We start from the raw sequence: 17,389 nt of genomic DNA on the forward strand, positions 1-17,389 counted from the left end.
GCAGCCTATAAGGCTGCTTTTTAAAAGAGGTCTCACCCGAGCGCTGATGTCCAGGTCATCAACGGGGTTCCTAACGCCGACTATTGCCACCTGAAGGCAGTCGGTTTCGCGCTCTTGGGCCGATTTTTTGCCACGGATGACGCTTGTGTCAACCTGAACGAGAGCCATGCGTCGGTAGCAATCAGAACGAGGAACGGCCACGCAGCGACATCCGATGTTTAACGAAGGGATCCTTACCAATGGAGTATTGATGAAAACCACTGACGTGCGTACTCCCAGCGCTCACCAGCGGAGTGCTGAAGAGCGCATCCTTTCGGAGTAAACCGCTCGTGCGATGCACGAGGCTCAAACTATTTGCAGGCAACGCAACTCAATTGACGAGTTTGTCGGGTCGCTTACTCGATTGCGCAGATCAGGTTCGGGTCACGACGTTACTGGCTGCGGTTGTGACCCGACGCGCCCAGCACCTTCAGCACGTCATCGATCACCGCCTTACTCATCTCCTGCAAATAATGCGACGCCCAGGCATAGCGGTCCGTACCGCGCACCATTGCCGCATATTCGGTCAGCAGTTTGGAGAGGTGGAGCAAGTCGGAAACGTGGGACAGAGCTTCGCGGATCGGGACGCCGCTGTTGACGCGGAATAGAGCTTGGTCGCAATGGATGGAGAAGGGCGTGAGGCCGGCGGTTGTCAGGTCTAGGGGGGTAGTCATTGGGCACCTCCGAGGGCTGGGAGGTGACTGGCGGCAGTGAATGTTTGAAAGTCGTGCGAGGGATTAGCACGGTGATTACAAATGCAGATTTTGGACGGATTTATGATGTGCATTGTCTAGCTCCTTGACTGTTGGGAGCCACTACCGTCCTTCCTACGGGATTGGGTGGCGGCCGTACGCGGGGTAGGAATACCGGGAATCAAGGCACCCGGCACACCCGAAGGTGTCCCGCGCACAGCCACCATTGCACGATATCGCGGACACAAAAAAAGCGCCTGCAATAGCTGATGGGGCGCTGTTGCGCCTTGATTAACTCGGGTTCCTACGCCCGTCCGCTGATTTGGCAGCGACGCCCAAAGGTTAGCGTGCGAGTGGAGGGTCCGCAAGCGTGGCGAAGTGCTGGCGGTGGCCGGCGAGTTTTAGGGATTTTTATGGCTTAGCAATAATTATTGGCCAGCCATAATTTTCATAATTTCGAAAAAGCCTGTTGGAGCAGGTGAAGGAGGCATCGGAAATGGGTGATGAGCCAACCCGCCAAGTTTGATAACCCCAGGTACTTAGCGGTACGTCATTGCGCCAAAAGAATCTAAATCCATCCTATTGTTTCTACGATGTTTAAGCATTCATTGCTGGCGTCGTCCTGCTGCCGGCTCTGGCATGGCCGCCAGCGAACTAAACTAGTTGTACCTTTGGAGCAGATGTCTCCAGAGAGGTAAGGAGGTGTCAAATGGCCATTCGTGATACCTATCGGGAAATTGAACAGACCCTGGGTCAGGTACCGGAGTGGATTAAGCAAATGCCGGAAGGCGGAGCGATCGGATTCTGGGCCGTGGCCCGGGATTTCTGGCTGGCAGATACCAAGATTCCTAATAAGTACAAGGAGCTGATAGGTCTGGCGGTGTCCGGGGCGACCCGTTGTAAGTATTGCGCCCTGTTCCATACCGAAGCCGCGCGCTTGTTTGGCGCGAGCGACGAGGAAATTTCCGAAGCCAGCTTTATGGGGTCGCTGACCATGATGGGCAGCACCTTTATAAACGCCCAGCAGATCGACTACGAGCAGTTCCGGCAGGAGACGTTGAGTATCGTCCGGTATGTCAAAGATCACTCACAATCCAAAGCCGCTTAAGCCGTTGCGCGAACCTGCCCTTCGCCAACTGACGAAGGATAAGTTGATTGCAATCACCGGCGATGGTCCGAGGACCACCGCTCGGTGGCAAGCGGCTGTACTGCGAGCCATCGGCGAACTCATGCAATACAGCGATACCGCCCGCGAAGAAAACCAGGACCTGCGTATTCCCTTCGCCAAAGCACTCCATGACCTCTATGCGGGACAGAAGTCCGACGCCGAGTTGACGGAAATGGTGTTGCTGATGCTGGAAGTGGAAAGCGCCCCCTTTCTCGACAAAGAGCCCCAGGCGGGAGCGGCATCCGGGAGCAATGACCCCTGAGAAGTGGATAGGGCCAAAGGAGTCGTAGCGATTGAATCACGACGCCCCCCTGATCTTGCGTCCATATAAGAATTTCCCTAGGACTTTTTTGGATAGTCGAGCGCGACTTGTGCGGGCTCGATCTCGCCGATTTCTGACCACGACTTCGTATCGAACCTGAACTCGGCGACGGCGCACGTTGGCATGTCGGTGATCTCGCTGGAGAGCTGCTGTGCGAGCTCGACCAACGCGGGATTATGGCCAAAGATCATCACTGATTTCAGCCGGTCGCCCAGCGTGCGGATGACCTCGAGCAGGTCATTCGCCTCGACGGCATACAGCCGGTCGTCCACGACGATGTCCTTGCGCCGGTAATCGAGCTTCCTGGCGATGATCTCCGCCGTCTCGAGCGCACGCACGGCCGGGCTCGACAGGATCAAATCGGGCTTCAGATCGCGCTTGGCCAAGCGCTCACCAATCTTGGGCGCGTCACGTCTGCCACGATCATTCAATGGGCGGTCTTTGTCGGGCTGCGCAGCGTCATCCCAACTCGACTTGGCATGGCGAATGAGAAATAACCTTTTCATACCGCCTCCGGTATCCGCGGAAAATCCGACCAAAGAGGTCGTAGTGATTAATCTAAATTAAATCACCACACCGCCTTATCGGGGGGCTCCCCCTGGTGTACTGACTCAGAAATATTGACTCGATGGCATGGACTCGTTGCCAATAATGAGCGTGCCTTCCTTGCCGCTGGGCATGGTGTACTTCAAGCGGCAGGTCTTCACGCCGTTGGGTTTGACGAAAAGGTACATGCCGCCGCCATCGAACAGTTTATAGGCGCGTTCGCGGGGTTTGGCCGTGGGGCATTTGCAGATCGGAGAGGGGGGATTTTGTTGGACCGCGATGGAGGGTCCTGGAACGAATAAAACCGCCAGACCGTTGCCGTTCCCATCGCTGGCAAACATACCTGCCGTCGTCTGTCACCCCTACTGAGGTACTTCACGTAAGCCGTTTCCATAAACTGGTCATCGTTGGGGGCTGACGTGGTCATCGATTCTGGTAACTGGAAGGATATCTCCTGATGCCGCAGATATCACAGAGAACGTCGGCAGTGTCTTCAGTTAGCTACAAGCTTTTGATTCTCATAGGGATGCCTCACCTGGCTTTTCCAAGCCCCAAGCAATCTACCAAACGTCACGATACGAAAGAAAATAATCTGTTCGACACTTTATTTAGTGGCGATTTGCCATATGCCTCGACGCCTACTACGCTCAGACTTCCACTAGGTAAAGGGTGCAATTTTATGAGCTTTTTCGATGACGCAATATCAACTATCGGCAGAGGACTTGCACAGACAGCAGCCCAATCTGTAAGCGACGCAACCGGCTTCGATGTAGGGGGGACTCTCAATGTTCTTTTTGGGAATGGTCAGACAGTTGGAGCTGAGACCCTCTCCCAGTTAGCTCAGGACATCCCAAGCAGTAATCTATCGCAGGCTGATATTGCGGTGCTGGAAAAAAGTGTAGATCAGCAAACTCAGATGATTAACGACTTGGGATTGCAAATCAGTTCCGTTGGAGCGGATATATCAAGCATCAAGGCGACAATTTCTGATCTGGAATCGAAAATCGCCAAGATAAACCAAGAACAGACATATCAAGAATGGCAGACTGTTGAAACAGCGCTCACTCCATTCATTGAACAGATTAATATTTCATATAAAGTATATGGCGAATACATTGCAAATGCTGTGGGTATGAAGACCACAGATGTCAGTGACCTCATTAATAACATTTTGGACGCGAACGTAGGGCCTCGTGACGCCTCGGCGACTATAAATGGGTACCTTTTGGACTCAAGTGGAGGGCGTGGTGCATTACAGCTCTGGTCCAATATGATCTCGGGGTTGGTTGCCGTCGGGCAACTCGACTATCGCGACGCAGTGGCTCGATATATGAACTACTACAAAAAGCTTGCCTACGCACAGCTTCAAGCGACTAACCTCTTAATGGAGGCTTACACGTTTCAGGGTAATACTCCGGAAGTCCAGAACGTCTGGAGCGAGTATCGGGGTTACTTGCAGGTGCAGGAGGCCGTCTTTATCCGCTGGCTGACTCCACTTATTGCAGCAGCGATCGCTGGCGGGTATTACCGTAGTCAAGGCGTGTCGTACTGGGGCTTCGGCGCTATCGACGCCATCAATCAATTGAATCCAAGTCTCCAGGCCCTTCCGGCTAACCCTCCCGGTACTCTCCATCCTGCAGTTTTTGGATATTATCAACCCTCCCCCGTTTTCAGGAAGGCGGAGGAGCTTCTTGCGTCCCTCTACGTGACCGAAACCACCGATAGGCGAGTGGTTGTCCATATGATGTATCAAGGTGATCCGGCGATTATGGGCGCCGTCGGGAATGTCACGTTGCATCTAACTCCGGTCAGCGGCGCGGATCCTGTATCGCCATCTCATAATCCTTCGTCGCCAGATCAAACGACGATACTTCCCGGATTAGCCATAGGCTCCGGCCCAGACCTTAACTATTATGACAATATCATATGTATGAAGCGTATTGTTTTTGAAAATAGTTCTGAGCAAGGTGTGCTAAATGACGATACTTATACAGTGCAAAACATAAACGGCATACCACCAACAGTAAATATTGAGACATATTATAGCGGCAGCCTAGACCTCCAGCCGCCACAATTCATTGATGCTGGACCGCTTAACTATGAAATGGCTATCAATGAACAGACCCCCTTCGCGTTCATGAACTTCCTTACCTACGTCATGCCGCAAGCGTTTGCTTCGATGGGCAATTGACACTTTAGGGGCGATATGAAAATTCTGATCGCTGGACTTTATATGCCAGGATCTGGGCTCACCTCGGTCATGATGCGGCTTGCGCTTCATATGGCCGAGCGGGCACATGTTTCGTTGTTGGGATTCGATCCAATCCTAGGCGATGCTCGAAACGTCAAGGTAGCAGGTATACCCGCACGGCTTGTAACCGCGAAAGCGGGTCGCATGATCGCCGAAGCTAGTTGGCTTGAAAGAACGATGTCGGAATGCCGACCAGATGTTTTCGTCGTCACGGGCCCCGCTAGCATGGCACGCAGTCTTCTTGACCAACTCTCGCGATATCGACCTCTTGTTCGAGTTGTTTATTACCTTCCGACCGAAGGTAGTATAGTATCAAGCGCGATCTTGAATGTTCTTACCCTGACAGATGACTGTGTCGTATTCACCGATAATGCGCGACGCGATCTTATTGCTCTTATGGAGTCAGCCGCACAAACCTCACTCCCGAGATTACATGTGGTTGGACACGGTGTAGACCATGACGCTTTTTGGGCTTCGGGACTTCGAGGCGATGTTGGTCCGCGTCATGTGGTACGACAATCATTCTGGTCTTCGCAGGATCCAGAGGAGTTTGTCGTTCTAAATGTTAATCGGCCTTACTATCGGAAGCGGCTGGATATCACCATCGCAGGCTTTGGCGATTTTGCGAAATTATACCCTCGATCGAGGCTGGTCTTGCACCCCGGCAGGCTTAACATCGCACAGCTGGACGAATTGGAGACGTGGAGGTCATCAAGCGGCGTACCGGATAGGATCACCGTTCTCCCGTACGAAGAGCCAATGTCCAGTGCACGTCTCAACGAACTGTACAATGTTTGCGATGTAGGCCTGACGACGGCAATGGGTGAAGGTTGGGGTTTGACGCCCTTCGAGCATGCCGCTACAGGCGCGCCACAGGTTGTTCCCGACCACACTAGCTTTTCTGAAAATTGGACGGGAGCAGCTTCAATGCTGCCGATTGAGGAGAAGCATGCAATCTTCTACGAATATGCGGATATGCATGCCACTTCGTCACACCATGTGTCTTGCGCTCTCGAGGCGCTAGCCGCCGACGGCGATAAGCGAAAGCTGATGGGCAGTCTAGCGAAGGCGAGGGCGCTCGATCCCAAGTTCTCCTGGGAACGGGTGGGCTCTCGTTTTTTCAGCATTCTAGAACAGGGAGTGGTTCAGTGAAATCTCGGAAACTGTTGAATGAACGCAACGAATATAGATAGCGGCCTTTGCAGAAGCATCACCGGGATGCTCCGTTGAACTTTCTGCGTTAGAGCACGAACGCTCGTAGAGTAAATACCGACGCAAATGATTGAACTAGGGAAGGAAGGACGAAATGGGACATGATGAGTATCCGTTTGACGCGCGTTCTGAACATTCGCGAGTACTGACTGTCGAATTGCCTCTGACGCGGTTCTTCCAGGATGGGAATATCAGCGTAATAGACCAAACCGTGACGGCGGTGCTGGATCTCAGCGCAGGGCCGGGCGTCTACAAAAGCGAACCGATCGAAGTTGGCACCTTCAAGGGCCTGCCAATGCAAGCAATGGTAAGGTTCAGCTACGACTACGACAAGGTCGAGGGCAAGCTCACGATCAGAGGTAATGACGACAAAACCACCGACCAGCTTAGCATCACTACTTTCCTGGGCGGGGCTTCCGGGCAAGTCCCCGGGGTCGACGCGTCTCTGGTTTATTTTCACACGCCGAACGACGTGGGGCAGAATCATCCGTTTCTTAATATGTGGGCGGATCATGTCGCTCGCCAGTTCAATTTCGCCGATGCCATGGTCGCGACGGCCCGGAGTTGCAATGACGCAATCACGAGTGCAGCTATCGAGGCCGGCTTGTCGAGCGTTCTCAAGATCGGTACTCCGCCGCTCGTAACTCTCGATAATATCGATGACTTTAAGCTCATGTTCGGCGAGCGGATCTCCGATGAGCTTCCAGCCGATCGGATCGCGCAAGTTATTCAGATACAGGCTATCGTCGATTCGACCTTTGTTGGCACCGTCGTTTGGCAACTCAACAAGACATTCGCTAATGTAGATGGAAGCACGCACGACCCGAAGCCTTCGGGGACGACATCTTGGATCGAATTATGGCGAAACAAATGTAACGGCGGCGCCAACACGTCAAAATGCTCGTCATATAACTCGTTCAGCTTGAATACGACATGGAAATGTACGAGCGAGCTTGTGGGCGGACATGTCATCACTGGCACAACGGCAGTTAAAAAGAAGAAAGGGGACACGGTTTATATTTTCCCGATTTGTTCTCGTCATAACGGGTCGGACCCAAATTATATGAAATCTCTTTACAACCCGGAGGGAGTGCAGCTGAATTACTGGCAATGATCAGTAATCCGGTCAGCGTCTGAGTGGCGTCGGCTGGAATACGGGGTTCTATCGGAGCAAGAAACTGCTTTGCAGTGAAGTAGCGATTTTTCTCGCGGAACTGGTCGATTCAGTGGCTGGTTCAGCCTGGTCCTCGTTCCAGAGTGGGGGGGCTTCAGAAGCGCGAATCCGCCACGTTCCAAGGAAAAAGGGGACACCCATTAGCCGGTCTCGAGTCAAGGCTAATGGGTGAGAATCATCTGGCCGGCCTCCCCACTTCCGTGAGGTGGGGAGGCCGGCCAGATGATTCTCAGATTTATTTTCCCCCAAGCGCGACAACCGTGTGAACGCGATCTCTCCCGGCTTCATCAAGTCCCCGATGCACGGTGAAGAAACCCATGAAGCGCTCGGGAGTTTGCACCTGGGCGGGCACATGGGCGAGATGAGCGATGTCGCCCAGGCAATCGTGCATCTGGACTTCGCCGGTTTCGTTACAGGCGAGATCCTGCACGTCGATGGCGGTCAGAGCACCGGTTACTTAGATCTGCTTTTCCAAACCCCAGAAACAACAAAGCCCTCGCATTTCTGCGAGGGCTTCGTTTTGTATGGTGCCGGCACCAGACGAACGGTATGTTTCGGCGAGACTAGGTTTTCCGGGCGTCTGGAGTTCGCTGGAAAATTCGGCGTACCCCAACTAGTAACTATAAATAAATCAGCTAGTTATGGCTTTCAGTGGAATCGAACTAGGGATTTTTTACGGTGTTAGCACATTGTCGACCGCACGTAAAATATCCAGAGCAGGATACGGCATGGTAAACCTCTAGAGTTTGAACGTTGCCGATTATTCCCATGGATAATCGGCAGGAGTTGACCCAAAGCAACCAGTCAGGTGCGTCTAATCAATCAGGGCGATTCACTCAGCGGTACACCTGCCTGTCGTGCAATTTTATGGATAGCGAGTTGTAGTTCGAGCCTGCATTGATATAGATCTTTATTGCTTTCACGCCCATAGGCCTTAACACATGCGAAAGCAGTGTCTACAAAAAATATACTTGCGATTCTGGTCATCATAGTTGAGTAAGCCCAAGCTTCCTTTCCTGCTTTTATTTTGTGCTCGGGTGAGGCTTGCATAAACATAAGCCACATAAGCGTGTCCTCACCAGTTATATGGCTTGCTCCGCTGAGGCGATGATAGCTTTCATAGTAATCAGTCTCGCGCCCAAGTATTTCAAATCTTTTATAAAGCGACTTAGGCCAGTCAGTCTCCGGGTTGGATATATCTATAGAACATTGAGTTTCGATTTCTTTAACGAATTCGTCTAATATGGTAATGACTTTTCTTCTTTCCTCTATCATGGTCGATATTTCTTCTGCGTCGGGTCCTTGTAGTATTTTCTGCTTCCATTCATTGAGTTTTCTATTGTGCTCATTCAGCCATGATTGAAAAAATTTGATCAATGTCGCTGAATCGCCTCTTTCGGCGAGGTACATAATGTTTATTGAGCCTTCTACAACAACCCTAGCTAATGCCTCCGCACTTGCTGGCGAACCTGTCGAAATAGCAACTAGCATTCCTTGGACGTGCTCGTATACACGACCAATCAGGTTTAAAAGCGAGTGAATCCGAAAGCCTTCATTGTTGTCTTTTGGCTCGTATTCTCCCAAGTAGTCATTAAGAATTTTATCTGCTTTGGCACACGACTCAATGGCTACTGCCGACTCAATAAGGTTTGCTTTTTTATCTATCTTAAAGGATTTTCTGAAGTTTGGTATGTAAGGCATTGTTGTGTGTAAATCCTGTAGGTTTAATTAATGCAGTTCTAAATGGAAGCGCTATCTAATTTTTGAGTGTAGCATTTTGTCGTCTGTCAGAAAATTTTGCACTAACTTTGAATCGTCTGCATCTTAATTCTTAGCTAACTCAGCGTCGTTAAGATTGGTTGCACAACTTATTAGTATTGGGGGGCTGAGGCTCAAGAAGAAAAAATGGGGACAGACCACGTGTTTCCTAAACAGGCATTGGCCCTAGAAGGGGCAGATTTATTTTCGATCTCTCATTCGTCGAATCATCAACGAGCGAGGTCGGCGAACGCCGTAGGGGATCAAGAAAGGCCCCCCGGGGAGGCCCGCGGCAAGCGCAATCACACCAAACCCCAGAAACAACAAAGGCCCGTATTTCTGCGAGTCTTTGTTTTGTATGGTGCGGCACCAGACGAACGGTATGTTTCGGGGAGGTTAGGTTTTCCGGGCGTCTGGATCTCGGTGAAAAACTTCGCGTACGCCAACTAGTAACTATTAATAAGTCAGCTGGTTACGGAATTGAGTGGAGTCGAATTCGGCTGTATTTTGTGTCACAAGATTTTATAATCTTCATAGATTATTAAATAGAAAAATTAATATCAGCTAGATCAAAAATTGTCTCCGAGAATCGCCAGGGAGGAAAGCGATCAAGCTCGCACGCTGTGCCGTTTTTTGAGAAAATATCGCTAAGCGTAACTCGTATAGCGCGATATAGAAGTTTTCTGGGGTTTTAGCTATATTTAGTTTAGCTCTGGACTTATATGTTCATATGCGTAAAGTCTATTTATTTGTTTTTAAAATTATCTAGGCTCTGCTATAGTAGACTGATTAAAGTGCTGTGTGCGCCAAAGTAAATTGAGGTGATTGTGCTGGGAGATATTCAAATTAGAACCGCCCTTTTGGCTAGGCTTGGTCGAATGTCGCACCGACCCAGCGCGCTAATTGAAGAGCTGAGAGTGCATAATGGAAGTGCGATAGCTGATGTGGTGGCTATTTACAAGGAGGCTCATTGTTATGAGATAAAAGGTGATGCCGATAAAATTGAGCGAGCAATAAGCCAAGCTGCCTATTATGATTTGGCGTTCAGGAAGATAACTTTAGTTACTACGGAGCGTCATGCGAATAAAGCTATAAGGATTATTCCAGCGCATTGGGGAGTGATGATTGCCAGGGAGGTAAGTGGTGTTGTGGTTCTGCGGGGGGCAAGATCTTCAAAAAATAGTCCTTTTTTTGATAAGAAGACTGCTCTCATGACTCTCTGGAGGACAGAACTTTCAGATGTCGCCGAAGGGCTGAATATACAGGTTGCTGCAAAGGCAAATAGGGATAATATTTCTAACTCCATTGCAGGAATTATGGGGAGAGAAGAGCTTAGCCTTGCAATTAGCGCTAAGCTCGCGCAGAGGAAGCTAGGGTTTTTGTAACATAAATGTGATGTGAGCATTTATAGTCGGATTCAGGATGCTGCTAGGCGTGACTAGGGTTCCATGTGAGTTGGCTTTATCGTTCAGATAATTGTCTCCCCAAGAGTATGGCGGTGTCCGATAGAAAGTTTTTGCCACCAGAATCTTCGCCATATCGTTATACTGCTGGTTCCCTCGCGGATGGTTTTTTAAGCCGTTACCTCTAATAACATATTGAAAGTCTTCAAAGGCATACAGGATTTTGGGCGCAGTAACGTTGCGCATGCTTTCTGGTGGAATGTCGATTTCCGAGAAATTAGGGCTTACGATAGTATAATCACCAAGTTCAATGTCACTTAGTTCGTGGTGGGCAATAACTTTTTTGTGTATGGCTAACTCACTTCTGGGTAAAGAGATCTCATGCCCGACTTCAAGTATTTCCTTGATTGATGCTGGTATTGAAGAACCGGTTATTATTATTTTTGAAAATGAATAATCGCGCTTTATAGCGACGATAAAGTTGATTAGCTCTCCCGCTCTTTTGGTCGTATCACATGTGCGGCAAATCCTATTGTCTAAAATAAGGATCATTGACGTGAAATGGGGAGGGCATTTTCTAACTAGTGTTTGTATTTCTAATTTGGTTGTAGCGTAGTGCTGAAAGTCTTCGGGCTGAACTCTTAGTGCTATAATATCTGATTTAATTTTGCCTGTGATTTTGGCGTTGAACACAGCATCATTTCGTTGTGGTGTTCTTTCGATGGCGATAACTGGGATGAACGTTGTGTCGGTAAATTTATCGATAATATAAATGTAGTTGTCTTGTCCCGAAATCGTTATTGCATCAGGGACATCGAAATTATCAAGGTAGAAGTTTCTATATTCTTTTAAGTGTGTTTTTATTTTTTTGTGCGTTCCGTCAATAGATTTTTTTAGGGACTGTTCATTCAGACCTTTTTTCATCGGGAAATCAAAGAAAGGAGCGATAAAAGGCTTCAGCGTAGGATGCAAAACCTTTAGGGCTCCGATCTCATTAGTTTTGGTTTTTAAGAATGGAGTATAGTTATTCATTTTTAAATATCAAATCCCTAGTGTTATATTCGGACACGATGTCGGAAAAGATTTCATATCGATTTAACTCGTGCCTAAGCATGCCTGCAATTATTGCTGGATGCAGTCCTTTTTCGTTTGCGTATTTTATTACGATCTCTCTGCGTAAATCATATTTTGGTTCACAGTTTCGCCATTCGTTTCTACTGACAAAAATTGTTTTGGTAAGTCGATCGGCTTCTAATTCAATTTCTTCGGTTGATGCTTCTTCAAAGTCATCTAGTATGGGTGTCTCTAGTTGATCTATGTGCAGGTGTATATGAGATAGCTCGTGCGTTAGTGTGAACCAGAAATTATCTAGCCTACTGTGTCTTAACGTCATGCCAATGACAGGATGGCCAGACTTTAATTTGAATACAGCTCCGTCAAGCTTCATTCCTTTAAGCTGCTCGTCAAATATAAGTATTATGCCGAGGCTTAATAGCGCGCTGGAGACTAAGCGGACATTTTCAGGGGCGGGACTCATTCGAGTGATTTGATAAATTTGGTCAGTGGAAATCGGCTGGTATTCAGGTACGGCTTGCAAGTTTAAAAGTAGCTGGGCTGTATGTTTTATGCGGGAAAGCCAATAGGAAGTGGTGGCGGTATTTGCATTGTTCGATTGTCTAAAGAAAGTTTCGCCTTTGTTGTCTGTGAGTAAATCGCGAAATAATGAGATGTTTTCACTACAAGGAGCATTTCTTTTAGTAGTTGATGATTTTACTAAGCGGATAACTTCGTCGTGGGCGTTTAGCGCGTTGATTAAAGCCTTTGGGTTTATTGTGCTTTCAGATGTTACTACAAAATCATCCTGTTCTTCATTTTTGTTGGTCATACTGCCCCCGCATATTGAGCGGCCTTGGCCTCTGCCATTTCAAAATAGTTTAGTTGATCTTTGTCTAGACTGGGGAAATGTTGCATTCCAATCCGTTCGTAATAGGTTTTTGCTTTTGGTAGTGAATGTAAGCTAAAACCGGGCCTGAGCCTCAATGCGTTACACGAGTAGGCTATCGCGGACTTTATTAAAATGCTGCCAATTCCGCTAAATTGTTTGTTGCTCATTGGGTTTTGCCGATTCCAGGGAGCTACGGCAAGATACTCGATGTAAAAAATATTTCCTTTGTCAAAAATACTTTGTTTGGGGTGGTAGATTAGACATGCCCCTTGAGGTTTCGAGTCAGCGGATAAGAAAAACCAATGATATTCGTCTGTCCGACATGCGATTGATTTTTTAAACCATTCCCAGTGGCTATCCTCAAGGCTTAGGTTGCTTATTTCAGTTTCTAATAGGTTCTCATCCTGACAATTGTCTCTAACGTGTCTGAGAAGTTTTATGTTGAACTCCCCCCATAATTTATCGCAAAGATTGCCGTGGGCGATGTCCCATCCATGATGGATTTTGAACTCTACTGAGCAGTTATTTAGATCAAGTAGATTACCCTTCTGTATGATCTCGTCTTCATTAGGCGGCATTGCGTCTAATAAACTTCTAATTTCATCTAGAGTCATTATAAATATCCGGCTGAGGAGCGTAGACTTTTGATTCTGCAGGGGGGTTGTAATTTTGAGGTGAATACAATTTTTCTGCTCTTCGTAAGAGGAGCATAGGTTTAGATGCAGAACGATTATGGCGGGATGTGAGTCGAATGTACTCTTTTTCGATAGCAACTAACGTATCGAAGTTTAATATTTGTTGTTGTATCGAGTTGATCATTTTTTAGCCTTTCCGTGGCAAACAATCGTTCAGGTGTTCCTGCTGTTCCTGCTGGGCGTTAGCTAGCATTCTAGGTCGAGCGTACTCCACATTTTAATTGCGTGCCATGTTTTGGCCATCATTTGATTCCGTTTTGCTGGCTAGGGAGGCATGCTTGCGTTTCTCAGAAGTGGGGGCGGATTGATTTTCTTTCGGTGTCCCGTCCTGAGTAAGATTTACACCCTCTGATCTATTGACAGGAGGACCCCTTCGCCTAGAGGTTGAACTGCCAGGATTTCCCTAAGCGAAAAGCGAGCAAATGCATGGTCAGCAGATAGTAATAGCGCGTCGATTCAGCGTGCGGGCTCAAGTGGTGGTTCAGAAACCATGCGAGATGCTTTTGCTGCCATGCCCATGGATTATCTTTGTGCCAGCGATCAGAGATCGCTGATTGAATGGCCTTCGCTTGACGAAGGTGACGCTGGCGCGTGGAGTGCGCCCCGGTCAGCACTCCTCTCAGAAACAGCTCCATATCGAATGCCGTGCTCATGTTCGACCACCAATATAAGCAGATACCACGTCGATACGACCGTGCCCCAGCTCATAGCTTATTTGTGCTCGAGCCTTCTGATCGAGGTTTCGGTCGAGTTGATAGCAATGGCCATCGTTGATGGGGGCGGGATGGTGGGTGATTTGCTCATAGCGTTCGCACGCATAGGCTGCCCGCAATTCGTGGAAGCCTTTGAGGTTTTGCTTATGGAGGATGTCCCGTGCGGGGCGGACGATTCTCTGCAAGAAATCGAGGTAGCTTTCGTTCGGCGCAAGCAGGTTGCAGCTACCGTCGGGCGAGACTTGATGGGCGAATGCTAGGACTTCGCGGATGTGATCGTTCATCATGATCCAGCGAGGTGCCGACGCGCCTGAGCGGCCACCTTTGGTGCCATCCTGAATATTGATCTTGCCGAAGTGTTCGGCTTCGCGCTTGAGACGCGGCAGGTCGGCCAGAATGGCCTCGCGCAAGCGCATGCCGGTGGTTCGCGCCAACTGCACGATGGCCGCGGCGCGCGGCTGCTGGTGTTCGCAAAGCACGTCGATGATCCGCTTCAGCTGTTTGCGGTCTTGGCCTTGCGGCACCGAGCGACGAACACTGGTGCGCTGCATTCCTAGCGCCTTGTTCGGACTCGGCACTTTCACATACTGATCACCGCGAAGCGCGGCCATGGTCCGATTCACACTGGATAACCGGTTTTGCGCGGTGGCGATGGCGAGCTCGCCTTGTTCAACTTGTTGGCGCAGATGTCCGGCATAGTCCAGTAAGGTCTGCCGATAAATCTGCCGCGCATCGTTAAGCCTGGGGCCATCCTCTGACCGACACCAGCGTACAAACGCCTGCCAACGATCACTGTGTGCCTTGACCGTGCCGTAATGCCCTCCGCCGAACATGTCTTTTAACGCCTGCGGCCCGGCATAACTCAATTGCCGGCCATAGCCAAAATTACGCCCATCACGTCTGCCCACCAATGCCATGATCAAACTCCTCTCGAGCCAACTCTTGAAACCATCCCCACGTCATCCCGCCAAGAATGTTGAGTGTTATCAGGGATCAAGGCCCCTGCGACCTGTGAGGGTTGTCCACTAACGCGGGACTGACGGCTCCTTACGACCAGGAGCTTGGGCATCTCATGATCTGGCCTCCTGGACACCGTTGCCGGTGGGCGGGTGGAGGTTGCGCTGGCTGACGAAACCAACGCCGCGAGATCCTGAGTCGGGTGAAGGCAGCTATGCGATGACCGGGGCATACCTGACTGTCAGTCAGGTGCAGTCCATTCCGTGGGCTGCGGCACCATCATCTGCATCGCTGTTGCTGGTGACTTCGGTGTTTGTCACGCCGATTGTCACGAGGGGAAATGCCGCAAAGCCTTGTACGAGGTGGGCTGCAGCAGCGGTAGGAGCGCCCGTCTCTTTCCGGAAGAAAGAGACGGGCGCAGGTTGGCGCAAGGAAATGGCCAAGCGGATAGGTTGCTGCAGGGCAGCTATGAAAGGGGATGAGTTGCCGCAGTGGGCACACTGGTAAAAGTAGGCATCCATCACATCGCTGTGACCGTGCGAGCCGCCGGACGCTAATCGCACTTTGGGAGAACCACCAGGTGTGGCGTAGCCTCAAAGGTTCTGGCTACCTGGGGTTGCTGTCGACGACAGCGCTTTGCCCGATCTTTTCTACGCCTGTGGATAATTCGGGTCAAGGCTCGAATTTTCGGGAGTTCTGCGGCTGTGGATGAAATTATCCACCGGTGGAAATCCGTGGTTTTCCACAGACAGTTGCGTGGGCTTTAGATTTTTTAAGTGAGGTCCATCCAAGCAGGGCGGCTTTGCAGCCCCGCTTGGATGGACCCGCGTGGAAGGGCGGACTGCGGTGATCTCATTGGCTTACCCACGTTTGGATGCGCCACGGCTATTTTGTAGGGCGGTGATGTTGTCGCCGACGGGGTGAGCGAATTCGTGAGGCGTCACATGCCCATGGCGGTTGGCGTCGATATAGTTGCTCCACCACGCCATGATCAGCCGACGCTGTTCGAGGAATTCGGCCTTGTGGATATACGCGGCGCGCACACGGTTGCGTTCCTTGTGGCTCATTTGTCTTTCGATGGCTGCGTCGGTCCATAACCCGGACTCTAGTAGGGCGCTACAGGCCATGGTCCTGAAGCCGTGGCCGCACACGTCCTTGCTGGTGTCATAGCCGACGTTGCGGAGCATGGTGTTCACCGTGTTCTCGGACATGGGCTTCCAGTACTTGTGGTCGCCCGGTAGCACCAACTCTGAGAAGCGACTGAGGCTGCGCAGGCGCTCCAGTATTTCGATGACCTGCGGCGATAGCGGAACCATTTGAATGTCGCCATTCATCTTGGTCCCACGTGTGGAGTTGCGTACCCCTTCAATGGGTGCGCGTGTATCGGGGATTTCCCACATGGCGCGTTGGAGGTCAAACTCACTCCATCGCGCGAAGCGCAGTTCGCTGGAGCGGACGAATACATGCAGTGTGAGCAGGACGGCGAGGCGCGTCAGCTCGCGGCCGTTGTAGTTGTCGATACGGTGTAGCAGTTCGGGTAGGCGGTTGAGGGAGAGGGCCGGGCGATGGACTGTGCGCGGCGCGTGAATCGAGCCTGCCAGATCCAGTGCAGGATTCATGGTGATCTGCCGAGCCCTTTTGGCCCCGCGCATGATGGTGGATAAGTAGTTCTGTACCCTTAACGCCACATCCATGGTGCCGCGTTCCTTGATGCGCTGGGTGATCTCTAGCAGGTCGTGGGTATCGAGTTCGGCGATGGGCCGTTGGCCGATCAGCGGGAAGACGTGGGTGCGCAGTCGGCTCATTACGGTTTTTGCGTGGCCTTCGGTCCAGCGACGGGACATGTCGGCGTGCCACTCCAGAGCAACGGTTTCGAAAAGCAGTGCCGCCCGCTGGGCTACGATCTTGGCCTTCTTCTTTTCTTCCATTGGGTCGAGGTTGTCGAGCAACAACGCCTTGGCTTCGTCTCGCTTACGTCGTGCGACGGAAAGGGTAACGATGGGGTAATTGCCGATGATGAGCGTACCTTCCTTGCCGCTGGGCTTGGTGTACTTCAAGCGCCAGGTCTTCACGCCATTGGGTTTGACGAAAAGGTACATGCCGCCGCCGTCGAACAGTTTGTAGGCGCGTTCGCGGGTTTTGGCCGTGCGGCATTGCAGGTCGCTGAGGGGGATCGCTAGACGTGGCATAGGGGTACGCGCTCCTGACCGGGAAATCGCAGTACCCCTAACATACCCTCGGGGAAGGGGGATTTTGTTGGATCCCGACGGAGGGTTCTGGAACGAACAAACCCGCCAAAGGGCGGGTTTTCGGGGCTTCCAGAGCATTCGGTGGAATGCAGTGGAGCCTAATGTGGTGCCGGCACCAGGAGTCGAACCCGGGACCTACTGATTACAAGTCAGTTGCTCTACCAACTGAGCTATACCGGCGTGTTGGGCGACGATTATAGCGATTGGCTGGGTTCTGTAAACCCCTGATTACTGACTATTTTTCAGCAGGCCTTGGCAAGGTTCT

The 17,389-nt window shown here is 50.6% G+C and carries 15 protein-coding genes, 1 tRNA gene and 2 pseudogenes; 7 read left to right on the forward strand and 11 right to left on the reverse strand.

From position 1 onward, the window contains the following. Nucleotides 1-431: 431 nt before the first annotated feature. Nucleotides 432-713, reverse strand: a complete 282-nt coding sequence (locus NTD87_RS05410; protein WP_262112418.1) for a DUF3077 domain-containing protein — start codon at nt 711-713, stop codon at nt 432-434. 727 nt (nt 714-1,440) lie between these two features. Between NTD87_RS05410 and NTD87_RS05415 the strand changes: the two genes are divergently transcribed. Then, nucleotides 1,441-1,839 carry a carboxymuconolactone decarboxylase family protein gene (locus NTD87_RS05415; RefSeq protein WP_262112420.1) on the forward strand — a complete coding sequence of 133 codons (399 nt, stop codon included), beginning with the start codon at nt 1,441-1,443 and terminating at the stop codon, nt 1,837-1,839. A 121-nt stretch (nt 1,840-1,960) separates the two neighbouring features. Then, nucleotides 1,961-2,161 carry a hypothetical protein gene (locus NTD87_RS05420; protein WP_262112421.1) on the forward strand — a complete coding sequence of 67 codons (201 nt, stop codon included), beginning with the start codon at nt 1,961-1,963 and terminating at the stop codon, nt 2,159-2,161. A 77-nt stretch (nt 2,162-2,238) separates the two neighbouring features. On the opposite strand, the gene NTD87_RS05425 is transcribed toward NTD87_RS05420, so the two are convergent. After that, on the reverse strand, nt 2,239-2,727 hold the full coding sequence (locus NTD87_RS05425) for a SixA phosphatase family protein (RefSeq protein ID WP_262112422.1): 489 nt from the start codon (nt 2,725-2,727) through the stop codon (nt 2,239-2,241). A gap of 135 nt (nt 2,728-2,862) precedes the next feature. Further along, a pseudogene (locus NTD87_RS05430) lies at nt 2,863-3,067 on the reverse strand (Arm DNA-binding domain-containing protein); the annotation flags it as partial. A gap of 157 nt (nt 3,068-3,224) precedes the next feature. Between NTD87_RS05430 and NTD87_RS05435 the strand changes: the two are divergent. From NTD87_RS05435 to NTD87_RS05450, 4 genes and pseudogenes are all read left to right on the forward strand, one after another. Beyond that, complete coding sequence (locus tag NTD87_RS05435; RefSeq protein WP_262112423.1) at nt 3,225-4,958, forward strand: hypothetical protein; 1,734 nt, start codon at nt 3,225-3,227, stop codon at nt 4,956-4,958. Nucleotides 4,959-4,973: 15 nt separating this feature from the next. After that, entirely contained in the window at nt 4,974-6,170 is a 1,197-nt protein-coding gene (locus NTD87_RS05440) for a glycosyltransferase family 4 protein (RefSeq protein ID WP_262112424.1), read from the forward strand. 154 nt (nt 6,171-6,324) lie between these two features. Then, the gene (locus NTD87_RS05445; RefSeq protein ID WP_262112425.1) at nt 6,325-7,344 is read left to right on the forward strand and encodes a hypothetical protein; all 1,020 of its coding nucleotides are present in this window, start codon (nt 6,325-6,327) and stop codon (nt 7,342-7,344) included. A 307-nt stretch (nt 7,345-7,651) separates the two neighbouring features. Beyond that, nucleotides 7,652-7,861 (forward strand): annotated as a pseudogene (locus NTD87_RS05450) (SDR family oxidoreductase); the annotation flags it as partial. A gap of 365 nt (nt 7,862-8,226) precedes the next feature. Here the strand turns inward: NTD87_RS05450 and NTD87_RS05455 are convergent. Continuing rightward, nucleotides 8,227-9,105 (reverse strand): DUF5677 domain-containing protein, encoded by an 879-nt coding sequence (locus NTD87_RS05455; protein ID WP_030129314.1) that lies wholly within the window; start codon nt 9,103-9,105, stop codon nt 8,227-8,229. 884 nt (nt 9,106-9,989) lie between these two features. On the opposite strand from NTD87_RS05455, the gene NTD87_RS05460 reads away from it, so the two are divergent. Beyond that, a complete protein-coding gene (locus tag NTD87_RS05460; RefSeq protein ID WP_262112427.1) occupies nt 9,990-10,547 on the forward strand; it encodes a sce7726 family protein in 558 nt (185 codons plus the stop codon). Here the strand turns inward: NTD87_RS05460 and NTD87_RS05465 are convergent. The 7 genes from NTD87_RS05465 to NTD87_RS05495 all read right to left on the reverse strand — a co-directional run bounded on the left by NTD87_RS05465 (nt 10,533) and on the right by NTD87_RS05495 (nt 17,304). Beyond that, nucleotides 10,533-11,597: a beta family protein gene (locus NTD87_RS05465; protein ID WP_262112428.1), complete on the reverse strand. Its 1,065-nt coding sequence runs from the start codon at nt 11,595-11,597 to the stop codon at nt 10,533-10,535. The two genes, NTD87_RS05460 and NTD87_RS05465, sit on opposite strands and share 15 nt — an antisense overlap. Beyond that, nucleotides 11,590-12,450, reverse strand: a complete 861-nt coding sequence (locus NTD87_RS05470; protein ID WP_262112429.1) for an ImmA/IrrE family metallo-endopeptidase — start codon at nt 12,448-12,450, stop codon at nt 11,590-11,592. Before NTD87_RS05470 ends, NTD87_RS05465 begins: the two co-directional genes overlap by 8 nt. Further along, the gene (locus tag NTD87_RS05475; protein WP_262112431.1) at nt 12,447-13,124 is read right to left on the reverse strand and encodes a GNAT family N-acetyltransferase; all 678 of its coding nucleotides are present in this window, start codon (nt 13,122-13,124) and stop codon (nt 12,447-12,449) included. The genes NTD87_RS05470 and NTD87_RS05475 overlap by 4 nt, the downstream gene beginning before the upstream one ends. 458 nt (nt 13,125-13,582) lie before the next feature. Next, on the reverse strand, nt 13,583-13,858 hold the full coding sequence (locus NTD87_RS05480) for a hypothetical protein (RefSeq protein ID WP_262112433.1): 276 nt from the start codon (nt 13,856-13,858) through the stop codon (nt 13,583-13,585). Further along, nucleotides 13,855-14,835 carry an integrase domain-containing protein gene (locus NTD87_RS05485; protein ID WP_262112434.1) on the reverse strand — a complete coding sequence of 327 codons (981 nt, stop codon included), beginning with the start codon at nt 14,833-14,835 and terminating at the stop codon, nt 13,855-13,857. The genes NTD87_RS05480 and NTD87_RS05485 overlap by 4 nt, the downstream gene beginning before the upstream one ends. A 900-nt stretch (nt 14,836-15,735) precedes the next feature. Beyond that, nucleotides 15,736-17,064 carry a tyrosine-type recombinase/integrase gene (locus tag NTD87_RS05490; RefSeq protein WP_024645034.1) on the reverse strand — a complete coding sequence of 443 codons (1,329 nt, stop codon included), beginning with the start codon at nt 17,062-17,064 and terminating at the stop codon, nt 15,736-15,738. A gap of 164 nt (nt 17,065-17,228) precedes the next feature. After that, a tRNA-Thr gene (locus NTD87_RS05495) sits at nt 17,229-17,304 on the reverse strand. Between the last annotated feature and the right edge of the window lie 85 nt (nt 17,305-17,389).

Source organism: Pseudomonas sp. 6D_7.1_Bac1, assembly GCF_025465945.1.
GTDB lineage: Bacteria > Pseudomonadota > Gammaproteobacteria > Pseudomonadales > Pseudomonadaceae > Aquipseudomonas.

What these genes read in the sequence shown, in the direction of transcription:
- NTD87_RS05440 (WP_262112424.1), top strand. Translation starts at nt 4,974, where the DNA reads ATGAAAATTCTGATCGCTGGACTTTATATGCCAGGATCTGGGCTCACC.
- NTD87_RS05485 (WP_262112434.1), bottom strand. Translation starts at nt 14,835, where the DNA reads ATGGCATTGGTGGGCAGACGTGATGGGCGTAATTTTGGCTATGGCCGG.
- NTD87_RS05410 (WP_262112418.1), bottom strand. Translation starts at nt 713, where the DNA reads ATGACTACCCCCCTAGACCTGACAACCGCCGGCCTCACGCCCTTCTCC.
- NTD87_RS05425 (WP_262112422.1), bottom strand. Translation starts at nt 2,727, where the DNA reads ATGAAAAGGTTATTTCTCATTCGCCATGCCAAGTCGAGTTGGGATGAC.
- NTD87_RS05415 (WP_262112420.1), top strand. Translation starts at nt 1,441, where the DNA reads ATGGCCATTCGTGATACCTATCGGGAAATTGAACAGACCCTGGGTCAG.
- NTD87_RS05470 (WP_262112429.1), bottom strand. Translation starts at nt 12,450, where the DNA reads ATGACCAACAAAAATGAAGAACAGGATGATTTTGTAGTAACATCTGAA.
- NTD87_RS05435 (WP_262112423.1), top strand. Translation starts at nt 3,225, where the DNA reads ATGCCGCAGATATCACAGAGAACGTCGGCAGTGTCTTCAGTTAGCTAC.
- NTD87_RS05475 (WP_262112431.1), bottom strand. Translation starts at nt 13,124, where the DNA reads ATGACTCTAGATGAAATTAGAAGTTTATTAGACGCAATGCCGCCTAAT.
- NTD87_RS05455 (WP_030129314.1), bottom strand. Translation starts at nt 9,105, where the DNA reads ATGCCTTACATACCAAACTTCAGAAAATCCTTTAAGATAGATAAAAAA.
- NTD87_RS05490 (WP_024645034.1), bottom strand. Translation starts at nt 17,064, where the DNA reads ATGCCACGTCTAGCGATCCCCCTCAGCGACCTGCAATGCCGCACGGCC.
- NTD87_RS05420 (WP_262112421.1), top strand. Translation starts at nt 1,961, where the DNA reads ATGCAATACAGCGATACCGCCCGCGAAGAAAACCAGGACCTGCGTATT.
- NTD87_RS05480 (WP_262112433.1), bottom strand. Translation starts at nt 13,858, where the DNA reads ATGAGCACGGCATTCGATATGGAGCTGTTTCTGAGAGGAGTGCTGACC.
- NTD87_RS05445 (WP_262112425.1), top strand. Translation starts at nt 6,325, where the DNA reads ATGGGACATGATGAGTATCCGTTTGACGCGCGTTCTGAACATTCGCGA.
- NTD87_RS05465 (WP_262112428.1), bottom strand. Translation starts at nt 11,597, where the DNA reads ATGAATAACTATACTCCATTCTTAAAAACCAAAACTAATGAGATCGGA.